This window comes from Micromonospora mirobrigensis, assembly GCF_900091555.1.
GTDB lineage: Bacteria > Actinomycetota > Actinomycetes > Mycobacteriales > Micromonosporaceae > Micromonospora > Micromonospora mirobrigensis.
The window spans coordinates 49225-64741 of sequence record NZ_FMCX01000002.1; the positions used below are offsets into that span (position 1 = coordinate 49225).

The window sequence follows — 15517 nt, forward strand, 5'->3', positions numbered from 1 at the left end:
CGACTCACCCGGCGGGCCGCTCCCGGTCGGCGGCCCGGCCCAGGGCCACCATCCGCAGGGTCTCCTCCCGGCGGCGGACCAGCAGCACCCCGGCCAGGAAGGTGATCACGGGCACCAGCAGGATGCCGGTCCACTGTGCCGGCACGAGCGGAATCGGATGTCCCATGTGTGCGTTGGAGGCGACCCAACCGGCCAGCCCCGTGTCGATCAGCAGCATCAACGCCGCCACCGGGGCCGCCAGCACGAGGATCCGGCGGCGCACCTGCGGGGCCAGGGTGGCCAGGGCGAGCAGGACGGCGAGGCCGAGCACCGCGAGGGCGGCGGCGTATAGCCAGACGGCCAGCTGGGTGCTCGCCTCCAGGTCGTAGAGGACGTAGGAGGTGTAGTCGCGGTGCGGCACCATCTCCGGCTGAGCCAGTCGGTTGGCCGCCAGCACTCCCACCGCCGTCAACGGCGTCAGGACGAGCACCGCCAGACGCCGTACGCCGAGCAGGGCCGCGGCCCGGCGGCGCGGGGCCGGAACGGTCAGGGTGGCGGCTCCGATCACGGCGACCGCCACCTGCGGGAAGAGGTCGACCACGAGGACCGGGCTGGCGGGAAAGTGGGTCAGCAGCCACCATGACCAGACGGCCAGCCCCGCCCAGGAGAGGCCGGCGGCAAGGACCCGCGCCCCGGCCAGCGCGGCGATGGCGACCGAAGCCCAGCCGGCCAGCCGCAACCAGTCGACGAGGTCGGGGCCGGGCACGTTGCCCGGTGGCACCCACGGCCCGGGGACCAGCCGGCCGGCCATGGTGCGGGCGGCGAGCGCGAGCAGGACCAGCGTGGCGAGCAGGCCGGTGACCGCGGCGGCGTCGGCCCACGCCGGCCGGGTGAGCTCCCGCCCGGCCAGCCGCAGCCGGGTGGCGACGCCGGCCACCAGCAGGTTGCGGACGTCCGCGGCGGCGGGCCGGCGTTGACCGGGCCGGGCCCCGGCGAGGAGGACGGCGAGCATCTCCTCCTCGTACACCCGGCGGTGCTGCCACGGGTAGACGGCGAGCAGCCGGCGGTAGCGGCGTTCGAGGTCGCTCATGCCGGGCCCCCGTCCACGAGCAGGCCGCTGCGGCGCAGCCGGGCGCCCGCGGCGTCGGCGTTGTGCCGTAGCCGGTCGACCTCGGCGGCGAGCCGGGTGGCGCCCAGCGCGGTGAGTCGGTAGTAGCGGCGCAGCCGGGACTGCACGACCTCCTCCCGCTCGACCTCGATGAGTCCGTCGGCGCGCAGCCGGTCCAGGACGGCGTAGAGGGTGCCGGCGCGCAGCCGGACCCGGCCGTCGGAGATGCGCAGGACGTCCTCGATGACGGCGTACCCGTGCAGCGGTGTCTCGGCCAGCGCGGTGAGGATGAGGAAGGTGGGTTCCCGTAACGGGCTCTCTGCCATGCCGGCAGAATATACCGGCTATCGGTATATGCGCTGCCCGGTCAGTGCCGGGTCTCCGGGTGGCCACGGTGCCCGTCGCCCGCCCCGACGCTGTCGGGCGCCGGCACCGGCGTCGCCGGCTGCCGGGCCGGGGTCGCCGGCTGCCCGGCGGCCGGGGCGGGCTGCTGCCGGGTGCCGTTGGCGAACTCGTCGAAGAACCGCAGCAGCTCGACCGGGAACGGCATCACCAGGGTGCTGTTCTTCTCCGCCGCCACGTCCACCACCGTCTGCAACAGCCGCAGCTGGTACGCCCCCGGAGTGTCGGCCATCGCCCGGGAGGCGTCGGCGAGCCGCCGGGACGCCTGGTACTCGCCGTCCGCGGCGATCACCCGCGCCCGGCGTTCCCGCTCCGCCTCGGCCTGCCGGGACATCGAGCGCTTCATCCCCTCGGGCAGCGCGACGTCCTTGACCTCCACCCGTTCGATCAGCAGCCCCCACGGCTTCTCGGTCGGGGCGTCGATCACCGACTTGAGTTCGGCGTTGATCCGCTCCCGGTCACCGAGGACGGTGTCCAGGTCGGCCTTGCCGATCACCGACCGCAGCGCCGTCTGCGCCACCTGGAGCACGGCCGACGGATAGTCCCGCACGTTGACCAGGGCCTTCACCGGGTCCACCACCCGGTAGTAGACGACCGCGTCCACGGTCAGGGTGACGTTGTCCCGGGTGATCGCGCCCTGCGCCGGCACGCCGATCACGGTGGTCTGCATGCTGACCCGGACCATCCGGTCCGCGATCGGCACGATCAGGTGCAGACCGGGCTGCCGGATGCGGTCCAGCACCCGGCCGAACCGGAACACGATCCCCCGCTGGTACTGCTGGACCAGGCGGACGCTCAGCGACCCGAGCAGCACCACCAGGACCACGACGACGACCAGGCCGATGAAGGCGGCGGCGCTTCCCATGACCCCTCGCTCCCGGAGGCCCCCGCCTCCCGGCGCCGCGCATACCCGCCGCGGCGCCGGTCACTCCTGCCCGCCGGCCGTCGGTCGCTGCGCGGCGCTGCCGCCGTTGCGGCGGGTCGGGACCGGACGGCGCGGAGCGGCAGCGGCGGACCCGGCCGTGCCGGTCCCCCGGCCGCTCAGCGCAGGTCGTCCAGGACGTCCGCGGCCAGCTCGCGCAGCTGCGGGCGCAGCGCCCGCAGCTGCCCGGTGACCACCGGCAGCCGATTCTCCGGCGAGCGGCCCAGCAGGAGCCGCACGGTCACCACCGCGTTCGCCGACCGGACGGTGGTCGCGGCCACCCTCTCCGCGGGGTAGAGCACGGTGAACGCCTCGTCGCCCGGCGTCGCCTCGGGCACCAGCACCGTCCGCCCGCCGTTGCTCGCCTCGCCGGCCTCGGCGCGGATCCCGGCGAGCAGCCCGGCCAGCTGCGAGGTCGCCTCCTTCGTCACGTCCCCGCCGGCCGGCACGCGCAGGTAGACGGTCACCTTGGCGTTGACCCCGGGACGGCCGCCCTGGGCGGCGGCGCCCCACGCGCAGCCGGCGGTCGTCACGTACGTCCCGTCGCCGGACTCGGTCCGGTCCGGGGTCCCCGCCCCGGTGGCCTGCCACGTCCGGGCCGCCGCGCTGGTCAACGCCGGGCAGCGTTGGGTGAGCCCGCTCCACCGGGCACCGCTGGTCGCCGCCTCGGTGACCGGCGGCGTTCCGACGGCGGCCGTGGTCGGCGCGGGATCGGGCTGCTCTGCGTCGTCGGCGGTGGAACCACAGCCGGCCGCCAACAGCAGGGCGGGCAGGGCGACGGCGGTGACGAGACGGGATGCGCGCACGCGGGCTCCTCCTGGTGGGTCAGCCGGTCACGGACTGCGGCCAGCGGCCGCCGCTGAGCTCGCCGCTGTGGTCGGCGATCTCGTTGGCCAGCGTGTTGATCGACTGGAGCACCTCGGCGAGCCGCTTGCCGAGGTTGACCGCGTAGGCGAGCGTCTCGGTGGTGGCGGTGCCGATGGTCCCGGCGAGGTCCTGCAGGGCCAGCGGCGCCTGGGTGACCGCGCCCGCGCCGATCGCGCCGACGTCGATGGCGGTGGCCAGGATGGAGCCGGCCACGCTGGCGCCACGCTCGCCCAGCTCGGCGATGTACGCCGTGTTCGCCGTCGCCACGTCGGCGAGCCACTCACTGGTGGCCTTGACCTTGCCGACGCTGGCGTCCACCGCGCTGGTCTGCTTCTCCACCTCCTGGGTGTAGACCTCCTTGGTCGGCCCCTGCCAGTAGGCGAGGTTGTGGCCGCCGCCCATGTCGTTGCCGATCTCGGACAGGGGGGTCAGCACGCCGGTGGTGTACCGGAAGCCGGTCTCGAAGAGCGAACCGATCGGCACCGAGCCCTGGACGGCCTTCTCCACACGCTCCAGGACGGTGCTGACGCTCTTCTGGATGATCTCCATCTTCTCGTGGACGGCCCGGACCGCGTTGGCGATCTTCTCGGTCCACCACTCGGAGATGGTCGCCCAGATGCTGTCGTTGTTCAGCTCCTCTTCGACCTTCGCGAGCAGCCCGTTGACCTTGCCGACGAGCTCGTTCCAGCTGTCCCGGATCTTCCTGAGCGCATCCTCCACCAGCTCGGTGCCCTTGCGGTAGGCGAGCAGGATGGTGGGGGCGAACTCCGTACTTTGCGGCGGCACGACGGCTCCTGTCGGTTCCGGGGGTCAGGCGGACCAGATCTTGTCGAAGTTGGCGATGTTGTCCTCCTCGGCGCGCTCGTACCAGTCGGCGTTGCGGTTGAGCGCACCGGCGAACTGATCGAACTCGGTCACCGCATCCCGGAACAACGTGGTGAGCTGACTGTGCATCTTCTGGTAGGCGTTCTGGAGGTCGGCCGCCGAGATCCCGCCGATCACCTGGTCGGGCACCATGAAGGCCAACGGGGAGAGATCCTGGTCGGCGGTGGTCCGTGCGACGGCCTCCATCCGGTCGGAGAGCTTGCGCCACTTGACCGCCTCCGCCCGGATGGCCTCCGTGGCCACCTGCACCTTGGCCCGCGAGTAGTCGCCCATGGTCCTCCTCCTTCTCAGCGCCGCACGGCGATGGTCAGCCGCGCCGCCTCGCGCAGCGCGGCCAGGGCGTCGGCGGCGATCCGGTCACCGTCGGCCGGCCCGAGGTCGTACCCGTCGACCTCGGCGGAGACGACCGCGCCACCGGCCACGCCCACCCGGACGATCCCGTACGGCCCGGCGACCAGCTGCCGGTCCGGCTCGGCGGCCTGCCGGCTCAGCCGCTGGGTCGCGTCGAGGATCGCGAAGCCCCGGTCGATCTTCTCCGAGATCGCCTCCAGGTAGCGGGGCGAGTCGGGGTCGGGCAGCGGTGCGGTGGGCGGCGGGATCAGGTGCTGCGCGCTCGGCGGTGCGGCGGGGGCGGGCAGCTCGTGGCCGTACCGCTCGGCCACCGCGCGGGCGACGCCGAGCTTGGAGCGGGCGAAGTCCAGGGCAGCAAGCAGGGCCGCACCGACACCGGCCGGGCCGACTGCCCGCCACCAGCCCGGGTCGAGCCAGAGGTCGACCAGGTCACCGTCGGTGTCGACCAGGCAGGTCACCGAGCCGGTGACGTCGGTGCCGGAGACCGGGCCGTACCCGCCGACGTCCTCACCGGGGCGCGCCTGGCCGAAGTGGCGCTCCATCCGGGCCAGGAACTCCCGGGCGTCGTCCAGGCGCGGGTCGTCCGCGCCGTGCTGCTCGTGGTAGGGCATCCGCTCCCCCGCTGGCCGGCACGGGTCCGGCGGCCGGCCACGCGACCGTGCGGCCACGCACCCCCGTGCTGAGTGACGCCGACGACCATAGTCGACCATCGCCACCGCGCGGTGCCCGCACCACCGATCAGGGGGCCGGATATCGCCGGCGCAGGAAGGCGACCAGCCCGCCCTGCTCCAGATTGACCAGCTCCCAGTTGCGGGTCTCCAGGAACTCCACGGCGGCGAGCAGCCGGTCGACCTCGGCGAGCGTGCCGGCGCCGAGGGAGAGGGTGTTGCTCACCATCGCGCCGGGTGACGGCGTCACCATGATGTACCGGAACGGGTACGGGTCGAGGTTCACCCGACCGCTGAGGATGTCGTCGGAGTGGAACCGGCGCGGCGGGCGCTGCGGTACGGGATGGGCCACCCCCCGAGCGTAGGACCCGGCCGCCCGCGGGCCGGCGCGGACGCACTTCCCGTCGACGGGCTTCGATCGCCGCAGCCTCTGGCGTCCGACCGCCGTTGGCAATATCCTCCACTGCACGCGTAGCTGTTGGAGTTCCTTTTCACGCACCCCGGCGTGCCCGCGCTGGCCACTGAGGAGACGTCATGCACTTCGACCACCCCGAACTCGACCGCCGGACCCTGCTGCGGGCCGGTCTCGGCGCCGCCGCGGTCGCGGTCGTCGGCAGCGAGCTCGCCCTTCCGTCGGCCGCCCGGGCCGCCGCGGGCGCCGACCTCGACTGGATCATCAGCTGCGACGAGTGGGGCGCCCGCCCGCCGGCCGACCCGCTGTCGATCAGCGCCATCGCCACCAACAAGATCATGCTGCACCACATGGCGTTCCCGAACGTCACCGACTACTCCGAGGAGCACGCCAAGCAGCTCGCCCGCGACTGCCAGGACCTGCACCTGGACGTCAACCACTGGTCCGACACCGGCCAGCACTTCACGGTCAGCCGGGGCGGGTACGTCCTGGAGGGACGGCACGGCAGCCTGGAGCGCCTCGGCGTCGGCGACCGGCAGATGATCTCGGCGCACTGCCCCGGCGAGAACGGCCGGGCGATCGGCATCGAGAACGAGGGCACCTACGTCACCGACACCCCGCCGCAGCAGCTGCTCGACTCGCTGGTCACGCTCTGCACCACCATCTGCCGGCAGTACGGGCTGCACGCCCACGACATCTTCGGCCACTGGGACTTCCGCGCCACCCAGTGCCCCGGCGCGATGTTCTACCGGGAGTTCCCCGCCCTGCGCCGCCGCGTCTTCACCGCCCTCGGCACCGACCTGGCCGACGTGCCCGCCCGGCGCTGGCCGGACATCTGGCGCTTCGTCGGCGGCCCGGTGGTACGGGTGGCGCAGTACCTGCTCACCTACCGGGGCTACCCCGTGCCGGTCACCGGCGTCTTCGACGCGGCCACCGTGGCGGCCGTGCAGGACTGGCAGTCCCGCAACGGCATCCCGGTCGACGTCGACGCGACCCTCACCGGCCCCACCTGGGAGACGCTCGCCCCGGAGCTGGGCAAGGACGCCACCGGGATCCCCGTGCAGGCGGTGCAGTTCATGCTCAACTCCAAGGGCTGGACCGATGTGGCGGTCACCGGCCAGTACGACTGGGTGACCAAGAAGGCCCTCCAGGACCTCCAGGAGCTGCACGGACTGGACACCAACGGCAAGGTCTCCACCACCACCTGGTGCGCCCTGGTCGGCGGGGTGGTGCGCCAGTCGTTCACCCAGGACTGACCGGGTGAGGCGGACGGCGGTGGGGGCGTCGACGAGGCCGCCCCCACCGCGTACAGCCGACGTGGCAGCCCTCGGGCCGATCCTGGCCCTGGGGACGGCCTGGCTCGGCGGCGAACTGGTCGAGCGGTTGGGCGTCGGGGTGAGCGACGAGGCGGGCGTCGACGCGCCGAGCTCACTGTCGCACCGGGCCGCCCGCCGGGCCTGAGCCGGACCGGTCAGCCCGCCGCGCCCTCCTCCGGCCGGGAGTCGGGGCAGCAGACGGTCAGCGCCCGCGGCACCACCCGGACCTTCAGCCGGTCGGTCTCGCCGCGGGCGCCCCCGTCCAGCTCATAGGTCATCGGCGCGCCGAACCGCACCGTGATCCGGCGGCCCCGGGTGATCCGCACGAACGGCGAGTCCTCCGACCGGCCGCCGGCCATCCGGCCCAGCGTGCGGGCCCACTGGATCGCGCCGGTCGCGGTGGTCACGCCGACGTCCAGGCATCCGTCGTCGGGACGGGCGTCGTCGAAGGCGGGGATGCCGCCGGTGATCGTGCCGACGTTGCCGAACAGCACGCAGGTGGCCTCGCCGTCGAACCAGTCGGCCCCGTCGACCCGGACCCGCATCCGCACCGGCTCGCCGCGCACGTGCCGCAGGCCGGTCCAGACGTACGCGAGACGACCCAGCCGGCCCTTGAGTTTGCGGTCCGCCTCGGCGATCATCTCCCCGTCGAACCCGGCGCCGGCCATCACCGCGAAGTGCTCGCCGTTGACCCGGCCCAGGTCCAGGGCGCGGCGCCGGCCGAGCAGGCCGATCCGGACCGCCTCGGTGAGGTCGTGCGGGATGCCGAGGTTGGTGGCGAAGAGGTTGGCGGTGCCCGCCGGCAGGATCGCCATCGTCGCCCCGGAGCCGGCCAGGGCGTCGGCGCAGCGCTGCACCATGCCGTCGCCGCCCCAGACGAAGACCAGCTCGGCGCCCTTGCGCACCGCCTTGCGGGCCGTCTTCGGCGCCTTGCGGCTCTTGGGGACCTCGTACCAGATCGGGTCGGTGATGCCGGCGTCGGCGAGCGTGGCGCGCAGCTCGGCCAGCCCACCGCCGAGGGTCTTACGGCGGTGGGCGACCACGGCGACGGTGCCCACCCGCTCGGCGGTCGACGGCACGGCGCGCGGGTCGGCCAGGCTGCTGCTCATGGCGGCCGTGGTACCCACTCGGCAAGGTCGGCAAGCCCGGGTGAGCCGTGCGGACCGCCACGATCACGGGGAGACTGACGGGCATGACCTGGGCCCGCCGAGCCGTACCCGTCGCCGCCGCCGCTCTCGCGGCCCTCGCCGCGCGCGACCTCACCCAGCGCGACCACGCGCTGCTGCGCAACTTCCCGCTGCTGGGCCGCGCCCGCTACCTGCTGGAGTCGATCGGGCCGGAGCTGCGGCAGTACATCGTCGCGGCCAACGACGAGGAGCGGCCGTTCACCCGCGACCAGCGCCGCTGGGTGTACGCCTCGGCCAAGCAGGAGAACAACTACTTCGGCTTCGGCACGGACAACGACATCGAGCACACCCCCGGATATCCGATCATCAAGCACAAGACGTTCGGCGCGGCGGTTCCGCCGTCCACGCCGGCCGCCGGGCACGACGTGCGGCTGCCCTGCGCCAAGGTGCTCGGCGGCGCCCGGGGCCGGGCGAGGGCGTTCCGGCCCGAGTCGGTGGTGAACATCTCCGGGATGAGCTTCGGCTCGCTGTCCGGCAACGCGATCCAGGCGCTCAACAAGGGCGCCGCGCTGGCCGGCTGCTGGCAGAACACCGGCGAGGGCGGCCTTTCGCCGTACCACCGCAACGGCGGTGACCTGGTCTTCCAGCTCGGAACGGCGTACTTCGGGTGCCGCGACGAGCACGGCCGGTTCAGCCTGGACCGGCTCAAGGAGGTCGTCGCCGGGGCACCGGTGCGGGCCCTGGAGGTGAAGCTCAGCCAGGGCGCCAAGCCCAGCCTCGGCGGGCTGCTGCCCGGGGCGAAGGTGTCGGCGGAGATCGCGGCGACCCGGGGCGTCCCGGCCGGCCGGGACTGCGTCAGCCCGTCCCGGCACGCCGAGTTCTCCGACTGCGACAGCCTGCTGGACTTCGTCGAGCTGCTCGCCACCGAGACCGGCCTGCCGGTGGGGATCAAGTCCGCCGTGGGTGACCTGGGCTTCTGGACCGAGCTGGCCGACCTGATGCGCGACACCGACCGGGGGGTCGACTTCGTGACCGTCGACGGCGGTGAGGGCGGCACCGGCGCCGCGCCGCTGATCTTCACCGACTCGGTGTCGCTGCCGTTCCAGCAGGGCTTCTCCCGGGTCTACCGGACCTTCGCCGAACGGGACCTGCACGAGCGGGTGGTCTTCGCCGGCGCCGGCAAGCTCGGCCTGCCGGACAACGCGATCGTGGCGTTCGCGCTCGGCTGCGACCTGGTCAACGTGGGCCGGGAGGCGATGCTGGCGATCGGTTGCATCCAGGCCCAGAAGTGCCACACCGACACCTGCCCCACCGGCGTGGCCACCCAGAACGCCTGGCTGGCCCGCGGCCTCGACCCGGCCAGCAAGTCGGTGCGCGCCGCCAACTACCTGCGGACCCTGCGGCGGGACCTGGTCAAGGTCGCCGAGGCCTGCGGCGTGGAGCACCCCGGGCTGATCGACACCTCCGCGGTGGAGATCCTCGACGGCCGCACCGGCTCCCGGCCACTGCACGAGGTGTACGGCTACCGCCCGGAGTGGGGGCTGCCGTCCGCCGCCGACCGGGCGGAGATCAGCCGGCTGATGGCCGGCGAGGCGCCGCGCGGCGGCAGCGCCCCTCCCTCGCCGACCGCGCAGCGCTGACCGGCCTGGGCCGATGGTGACCGAGCACCGGCGAGACCGTCCGCATCGGACGTCCGGAGCGGATGCCGCCGCGGGGCTTACCAGGAAGGCCCTGATCACGCAGAATGTGGGCACGTCAATGCGGGTGCCGCGTCATGGCCTGGCTACCCCCGGTTCGAGCTGCGGGACCGACGGGGCAATACTGCCGGAACCCGCACCCCGCTCACCAGGCCCGCGAGTGGCGTGGCCCGCGCACCACGGGCCGGCCGACCCGCCTGCCGACTGCGCTGGATCACCGCGACGCAGGCCAGCACCACCACCGCCGCCGCGACGGAGGCCGGCGTGACCCGCTCGCCGAGCAGCAGCGCCGACCAGACCAGGGTCAGCACCGGCTGCGCCAGCTGGACCTGGCCGACCCGCGCGATGCCGCCCCGGGCCAGGCCCGCGTACCAGGCGACGAAGCCCAGGAACATGGAGACGACGGTGAGATAGCCGAACGCCGCCCAGGTGGTGGCGTCGGCGGTCGGCGGGTGGGCGACACCGGCCAGCACCGTGACCGGCACCGTGACGGGCAGGGCCAGCAGCAACGCCCAGCAGATCGTCCTTGCGCCACCCAGGTCGCGGGCGAGCGCGCCGCCCTCGGCGTACCCGAGGCCACAGAGGACGACCGCCGCGAGCAGGAAAAGGTCGGCCGGGGACGGGCCGCCGTGGACCGCGCCGCTGGCGGCGAGGAAGGAGAGCACCGCCAGCAGCCCGCCGGCGCTGGCGAGCCAGAACGGTCGGGGTGGGCGCTCACCGGCGCGCAGCACCGCGAACACGGCGGTCACGGCGGGCAGCAGGGTGATGACGACCGCGCCGTGCGCGGAGCTCTGGTGCCGCAGGGCCAGCGACGTGAACAGCGGGAAGCCCACCACCACGCCGAGGGCGACGACGCAGAGCCGGCGCCACTGGTCGCGGGTGGGCCGGGCCGCGCCGACGACCCACAGGTACGCCCCGGCGAGCAGGGCCGCTCCGACGGCCCGGCCGAAGGCCACGAACCACGGGTCGAGCTGCTGCACGGCGACCCGGGTGGCCGGCAGGGACATGCTGAAGCCGACCACGCCCAGCGCCCCGAGGGCCAGGCCCGCCGCCCGGCCCGCCGTTACCGATCCGGGCGCAGTAACGCTACTCTCGTCTCTCATGGACCAGGGTAACGCGGCGGAACGCGTCGTCCAAGATCTGCTCCGCGTCGTGGCCGCCGCGACACCCGGGGCCCGGCTGCCCTCCGTACGCGAGTTGAGCGCCCGGCACCAGGCCTCCCCGGTCACCGTCACGGCGGCGATCCGTCAGCTGGTGGCCCGGGGTGTGGTGGAGGCGCGGACCGGCCGGGGCACCTTCGTGGCCGCCCCGCCGGAGCACCGCAGCGCCCCCGACCTGTCCTGGCAGACCGTCGCGCTCGGACCCCGCCCGGCCGGCGAGGCGGAGATGCAGGCGCTACTGGCGTTACCACCGCCGGGCGCGATCCCCCTCTCCGGCGGCTACCTCGACGCGGACCTGCAACCGGCCGCCGCGCTCGGCGCCGCCCTCACCCGTGCGGCCCGGCAGCCGGCGTCCTGGCAGCGGGGTCCGGCCGAGGGGCGGGCGGACCTGCGGGCCTGGTTCGCCCGCGAGGCCGGCGGCGGGTTGCGCGCCGACGACATGGTGATCTGCCCCGGCGGGCAGGCCGCGCTCTCCTCGGCGTTGCGCGCCCTCACCGCGCCCGGCGACACCCTGCTCGTCGAGTCGCCCACCTACCTGGGCGCGCTCGCCACCGCCCGGGCGGCCGGCCTGCGGATCGTGCCCGTGCCCGCCGATTCCGACGGGGTACGCCCCGACCAGCTCGCGGCGGCTTTCGCCCGCACCGGCGCCCGGCTGTTCTACTGCCAGCCGCTGCACGCCAACCCGCACGGCGCCACCCTGGCCCCGCACCGCCGGGTCGCGGTGGCCGAGGCGGTACGCGACGCCGGGGCGTTCCTGATCGAGGACGACTACGCGCGCGACCTGACCGTCGACGGCGAGCCACCGCCACCGCTGGCCGCCGACGACCCGGACGGACACGTCGTCCACCTGCGCTCGCTGACCAAGTCGGCCGCTCCCGGGCTGCGGGTGGCCGCGATCGGCGCGCGCGGCCCGGCCGGCGCCCGGCTGCGCGCGGCCCGACTGCTCGACGACTTCTTCGTCGCCGGCCCGCTCCAGCAGGCCACCCTGGAGTTCGTCACCTCCCCGGCGTGGGAGCGGCACCGCCGCGCCCTGCGTACCGCGCTGCGGGCCCGGCGGGAGGCGCTGCTGGCCGCGCTGCACAAGCACCTGCCCGACCTGCTCCCCCGGTCGGTCCCCCGCGGCGGCCTGCATCTCTGGGTCCGCCTGGCGGACGGCGCCGACGACGTCGCGGTGGCCGCCGCGGCGGCCGCCGCGGGCGTGATCGTCTTCCCCGGCCGACCCTGGTACGCCGCCGAGCCACCGGCCGCCCACCTGCGGCTGACCTACGCCGCGGCCTCGCCGGAGCAGATGGACGAGGCCGTGCGCCGCCTCGCCCGGGCGCTGTGACCGCTGGGCGGCCGCTCAGGCCGCCGCCCGGTCACCCGTCGGTCGGCGGCGCCGGGCGGCATCGACGAGAGCTGCGGGCTGCCACACCCCATCGGGCGGATAGATGTTGGCGCCGGGCGGGACGATGGCGTCGATGCGATCCAGCGTCGCGTCGTCGAGCCCGACGGTGGCGCCGTCGAGCAACCGTTCGAGCTGATCCATGGTGCGCGGTCCGATGATGGTGGCGGTCACCGCCGGGTGGGCGGAGGTGAAGGCGAGCGCCAGCTCCGGCAGGGTACGGCCCAGCTCGCCGGCCAGGTCGATCAGCTGCTCCACGGCGTCGTACTTGGCGACGTTGCCGGGCAGGTCCGGGTCGAACCGGCCGGGCGTGCGGGCGGGCCGACCGCTGGTCAGGTCGACCGGCCAGCCCCGGCGGTAGCGGCCGGTGAGGAAGCCCGAGGCGAGCGGGCTCCACACCAGCACCCCGATGCCGTACCGCTGGCAGACCGGCAGCACCGACGCCTCGATGCCGCGCGCCAGCAGCGAGTACGGTGGCTGCTCGGTGCGGAACCGGCCCAGCGCCCGCCGCTCGGCCACCTGCTGCGCCTCGACGATCTGCTCCGCCGGGAAGGTCGAGCAGCCGAACGCCCGGATCTTGCCCGCCCGGACCAGGTCGGTCAGCGCGGACAGGGTCTCCTCGATGTCGGTCCGGTCGTCCGGCCGGTGCACCTGGTAGAGGTCGATCCAGTCGGTGTCGAGGCGGCGCAGGCTCTCCTCCACGGCCCGCACGATCCAGCGGCGGGAGTTGCCGCCGCGGTTGCGTCCCTCCCCCATCGGGAAGTGGACCTTGGTGGCCAGCACGACGTCGTCCCGGCGTCCGCGCAACGCCTTGCCCACGATGACCTCGGACTCACCGGCCGAGTACATGTCCGCGGTGTCGACGATGTTGATCCCGCGGTCCAGGGCGGTGCGGATGATCCGGCCGCACTCGTCGTGGTCGGGGTTGCCGACGGAGCCGAACATCATGGTGCCCAGGCAGTAGGTGCTGACCTCGATGCCGGTGCCGCCCAGGGTGCGGTAGCGCATGACGGATCTCCCCCGATCGTCGTCCCGCGGCCGGCTCCGGCCACGGGGTCGGACGTGGACGGTAGGGGCTCCAGTGCACTCGAAGTCAACCGGTCGTGACGGACCCGCCGGGCTCAGGTCTCCAGCAGCCGCCGGATCGCCGCTTCGAGCACCGGGTCCACCGGGAACCGGGCCGCCAGCCAGTCCAGGGTGGTCCGGGCGGCCTCCCGGTTGCCCCGGTAGCCGGGGACCATCGCGGCCAGCGGCAGCACCTGCGCCGGCCACGCCTGCTCCACCCGCCGGCTCGGGTCGAACGGGTCGCGCCGGTGGGTGGCGTCGGTGGTCAGCCGCAGCAGCGAGATCACCCGGTCCACGGCGTACGACTGGATGAAGCGGGACGCGGTGAGCCGTTCGCCGCGCAGCTCCCGGTGCAGCCCGACGTAGAGGTTGGTCAACGCCTCGTTGAGGTGGAACTCGGCCGTGTCGTACGGCGTCGGGGCCGGTGGCGCCGGCCGGTCGGCCAGTCCGGTGGGGGCGTCGGGCCGCTGCCAGATGACCCGGGCGCCGGTGAACGGCAGCCCGGCCAGCTGCGCGACGGTGAAGACGGCGTACTCGACGAAGATGCCGTCGGCGTAGAGCGCCTTGCGGCCGTTACGCCCGTTGGCGAAGCTCCACGCCACCGGGTGCGGCGCGGCCAGCCAGGCGACGTCGTCGACGTAGCGGGCCACCGCGTCGTCGTCGACGATGAGGAAGAAGTCCAGGTCGGAGTGGTCGTCCAGGCGGTCGTGCTCGACTCCGGCGGAGCCCAGGCCGAGCAGGGCGATCACGTTCGGCCGGGTGGCGAGGTGGGCGGCGAGGTCGTCGAGTCGACGCAGCATCGGGTGCATGTCGTCGTCCCTTCCGTGAAGAGTCGACGTTTCATCCCGTACGGCCATGGTTTCCGCCGGGGTCGCGACACCGATCCCGCCATTCTGGCCGGGCCAGGGGCGATGGTTCAACCGACCAGCACGACGTGCAGGTTCCGCGGCCCGTGCCCGCCCTGCACCCGGTTCAGCTCGATGTCGCTGGTCGGCGGGGCCGCCGCCGCCCGGCGCGGCTCAGCCCGGGACGGTGATCAGGTAGTCGTCGGCCTCGTCGCTCCAGCGCAGGTCGACCGCGCCGCCGGTGGCGGCGGCCCGGCAGAACTGGAGGAAGCCCCGGTAGCCGAGCTTCTTCTCGCTGAAGTCCGGTCGTACCCGGCGGAGCTGGTTCTTCAGCCCGGACAACGCCACCGTGCCGTCCGCGCCGGCCAGGTCCTGCACCACGCTGCGGACCAGCGCGAAGGCCGCCTCCCGGTCGCCGTGCTCGGGGAGGGTGACCTCCGGGTCGCCCTTCGCCGGCCCCTCGGCCAGCTCGATCACGTTGCGGCCGGCGAGGTGCCGCAGCAGCTCGCCGAAGGTGCGGAAACCGTAGTCGGACTCGCTGAAGGTGGGGTCCTTGCGGCGCAGGGCGCGCTTGAGGGTGGAGGCGGTCACCTCGCCACCCGAGCTGCCCTGCATGCCGGCCACGGTCTGCGCGACCAGCACGGCGAGGCTGTCGACGTCGCGGGCCGGCTCCTCGGCGGCGGCCTGCGCCTCGATCTCCTGCTCCACCGGCTGCGGCTCCGGGCTGGGGGTCCGCGCCGGACGGCCGCGCTTCGGGCGGGCCGGCGGCACCTCCACCCCTTCCAGGCGGTCGTAGTAGAGGAACTCGTCGCAGGCCGGCGGCAGCAGCTTCGAGGTGGACTTCTCCACCCCGACGCCGATCACCCGCTTGTTGAGCTCGCGCAGCTTGTGCACCAGCGGCGTGAAGTCGCTGTCCCCGGTGCCGATCACGAAGGTGGAGATGTAGTCCCGTTCGAAGGCCAGCTCGATGGCGTCCACCGCCATCTTGATGTCGGCGGCGTTCTTGCGGGAGGCGCCCATCCGCTGCGGGATCTCGATCAGCTCGACGTGCGAGCGGGTCAGCATCCGGCGGTCCTCGTCGAAGTACGACCAGTCCGCGTACGCCCGGCGTACCACCACCCGACCCCGCTCGGCCAGCGCGTCGGCGATCGGGCGCAGGTCGAAGGTGCCGCCGCCGAGGTGCTCGCGGGCGCCGAGGGCGAGGTTCTCGTAGTCGAGAAACAGGGCGATCCGGTCTTCTTGATCCACCCGGTCAGCGTACGCCCGGGCCCGGCCGGACCGTCGGCGGCGCGTAAGGGTTTCGCAAGGTTCGCCGGCGGGGGTGGCCGC

At 74.0% G+C, this 15517-nt stretch carries 16 protein-coding genes and 1 pseudogene; 4 read left to right on the top strand and 13 right to left on the bottom strand.

All coding sequences use genetic code 11. The annotated features are described in order from the left end of the window. Positions 1–4: 4 nt before the first annotated feature. The 8 genes from GA0070564_RS07625 to GA0070564_RS07660 all read right to left on the bottom strand — a co-directional run bounded on the left by GA0070564_RS07625 (position 5) and on the right by GA0070564_RS07660 (position 5534). Positions 5–1069: a hypothetical protein gene (locus tag GA0070564_RS07625; RefSeq protein ID WP_091604871.1), complete on the bottom strand. Its 1065-nt coding sequence runs from the start codon at positions 1067–1069 to the stop codon at positions 5–7. Then, complete coding sequence (locus tag GA0070564_RS07630) at positions 1066–1413, bottom strand: PadR family transcriptional regulator (RefSeq protein ID WP_091604874.1); 348 nt, start codon at positions 1411–1413, stop codon at positions 1066–1068. The genes GA0070564_RS07625 and GA0070564_RS07630 overlap by 4 nt, the downstream gene beginning before the upstream one ends. Before the next feature lie 41 nt (positions 1414–1454). After that, positions 1455–2354: an SPFH domain-containing protein gene (locus GA0070564_RS07635; RefSeq protein ID WP_141714717.1), complete on the bottom strand. Its 900-nt coding sequence runs from the start codon at positions 2352–2354 to the stop codon at positions 1455–1457. 176 nt (positions 2355–2530) lie between these two features. Continuing rightward, a complete protein-coding gene (locus tag GA0070564_RS07640; protein WP_091604877.1) occupies positions 2531–3217 on the bottom strand; it encodes a hypothetical protein in 687 nt (228 codons plus the stop codon). Positions 3218–3236: 19 nt separating this feature from the next. Next, positions 3237–4064 carry a hypothetical protein gene (locus GA0070564_RS07645; RefSeq protein WP_091604880.1) on the bottom strand — a complete coding sequence of 276 codons (828 nt, stop codon included), beginning with the start codon at positions 4062–4064 and terminating at the stop codon, positions 3237–3239. Between the two features lie 24 nt (positions 4065–4088). After that, positions 4089–4436, bottom strand: a complete 348-nt coding sequence (locus GA0070564_RS07650) for a hypothetical protein (RefSeq protein WP_091604883.1) — start codon at positions 4434–4436, stop codon at positions 4089–4091. A 14-nt stretch (positions 4437–4450) separates the two neighbouring features. Then, positions 4451–5125 carry a hypothetical protein gene (locus GA0070564_RS07655; protein ID WP_091604886.1) on the bottom strand — a complete coding sequence of 225 codons (675 nt, stop codon included), beginning with the start codon at positions 5123–5125 and terminating at the stop codon, positions 4451–4453. 127 nt (positions 5126–5252) lie between these two features. Next, entirely contained in the window at positions 5253–5534 is a 282-nt protein-coding gene (locus GA0070564_RS07660) for a hypothetical protein (protein WP_141714718.1), read from the bottom strand. Between the two features lie 182 nt (positions 5535–5716). On the opposite strand from GA0070564_RS07660, the gene GA0070564_RS07665 reads away from it, so the two are divergent. Further along, positions 5717–6850 carry a peptidoglycan recognition protein family protein gene (locus GA0070564_RS07665; RefSeq protein ID WP_091604892.1) on the top strand — a complete coding sequence of 378 codons (1134 nt, stop codon included), beginning with the start codon at positions 5717–5719 and terminating at the stop codon, positions 6848–6850. 94 nt (positions 6851–6944) lie between these two features. Beyond that, positions 6945–7055: pseudogene (locus tag GA0070564_RS29220) on the top strand (DUF2231 domain-containing protein); the annotation flags it as partial. Between the two features lie 10 nt (positions 7056–7065). Here GA0070564_RS29220 and GA0070564_RS07670 read toward each other — a convergent pair. Further along, positions 7066–8019, bottom strand: a complete 954-nt coding sequence (locus tag GA0070564_RS07670) for a diacylglycerol/lipid kinase family protein (protein ID WP_091606894.1) — start codon at positions 8017–8019, stop codon at positions 7066–7068. Positions 8020–8102: 83 nt separating this feature from the next. Between GA0070564_RS07670 and GA0070564_RS07675 the strand changes: the two genes are divergently transcribed. After that, a complete protein-coding gene (locus GA0070564_RS07675) occupies positions 8103–9677 on the top strand; it encodes an FMN-binding glutamate synthase family protein (RefSeq protein ID WP_091604894.1) in 1575 nt (524 codons plus the stop codon). Between the two features lie 143 nt (positions 9678–9820). On the opposite strand, the gene GA0070564_RS07680 is transcribed toward GA0070564_RS07675, so the two are convergent. Continuing rightward, positions 9821–10837 (bottom strand): DMT family transporter, encoded by a 1017-nt coding sequence (locus GA0070564_RS07680; protein WP_091604897.1) that lies wholly within the window; start codon positions 10835–10837, stop codon positions 9821–9823. Here GA0070564_RS07680 and GA0070564_RS07685 point away from each other — a divergent pair. After that, entirely contained in the window at positions 10836–12221 is a 1386-nt protein-coding gene (locus tag GA0070564_RS07685) for an aminotransferase-like domain-containing protein (RefSeq protein ID WP_091604900.1), read from the top strand. The two genes, GA0070564_RS07680 and GA0070564_RS07685, sit on opposite strands and share 2 nt — an antisense overlap. Positions 12222–12236: 15 nt before the next feature. On the opposite strand, the gene GA0070564_RS07690 is transcribed toward GA0070564_RS07685, so the two are convergent. From GA0070564_RS07690 to GA0070564_RS07700, 3 genes are all read right to left on the bottom strand, one after another. Next, positions 12237–13286, bottom strand: coding sequence for an aldo/keto reductase (locus tag GA0070564_RS07690; protein WP_091604903.1), 1050 nt, complete (start codon positions 13284–13286; stop codon positions 12237–12239). Between the two features lie 113 nt (positions 13287–13399). Next, positions 13400–14152 (bottom strand): hypothetical protein, encoded by a 753-nt coding sequence (locus GA0070564_RS07695; RefSeq protein ID WP_091604906.1) that lies wholly within the window; start codon positions 14150–14152, stop codon positions 13400–13402. A 210-nt stretch (positions 14153–14362) separates the two neighbouring features. Continuing rightward, positions 14363–15436 (bottom strand): NYN domain-containing protein, encoded by a 1074-nt coding sequence (locus tag GA0070564_RS07700; RefSeq protein ID WP_091604909.1) that lies wholly within the window; start codon positions 15434–15436, stop codon positions 14363–14365. Positions 15437–15517 lie beyond the last annotated feature (81 nt).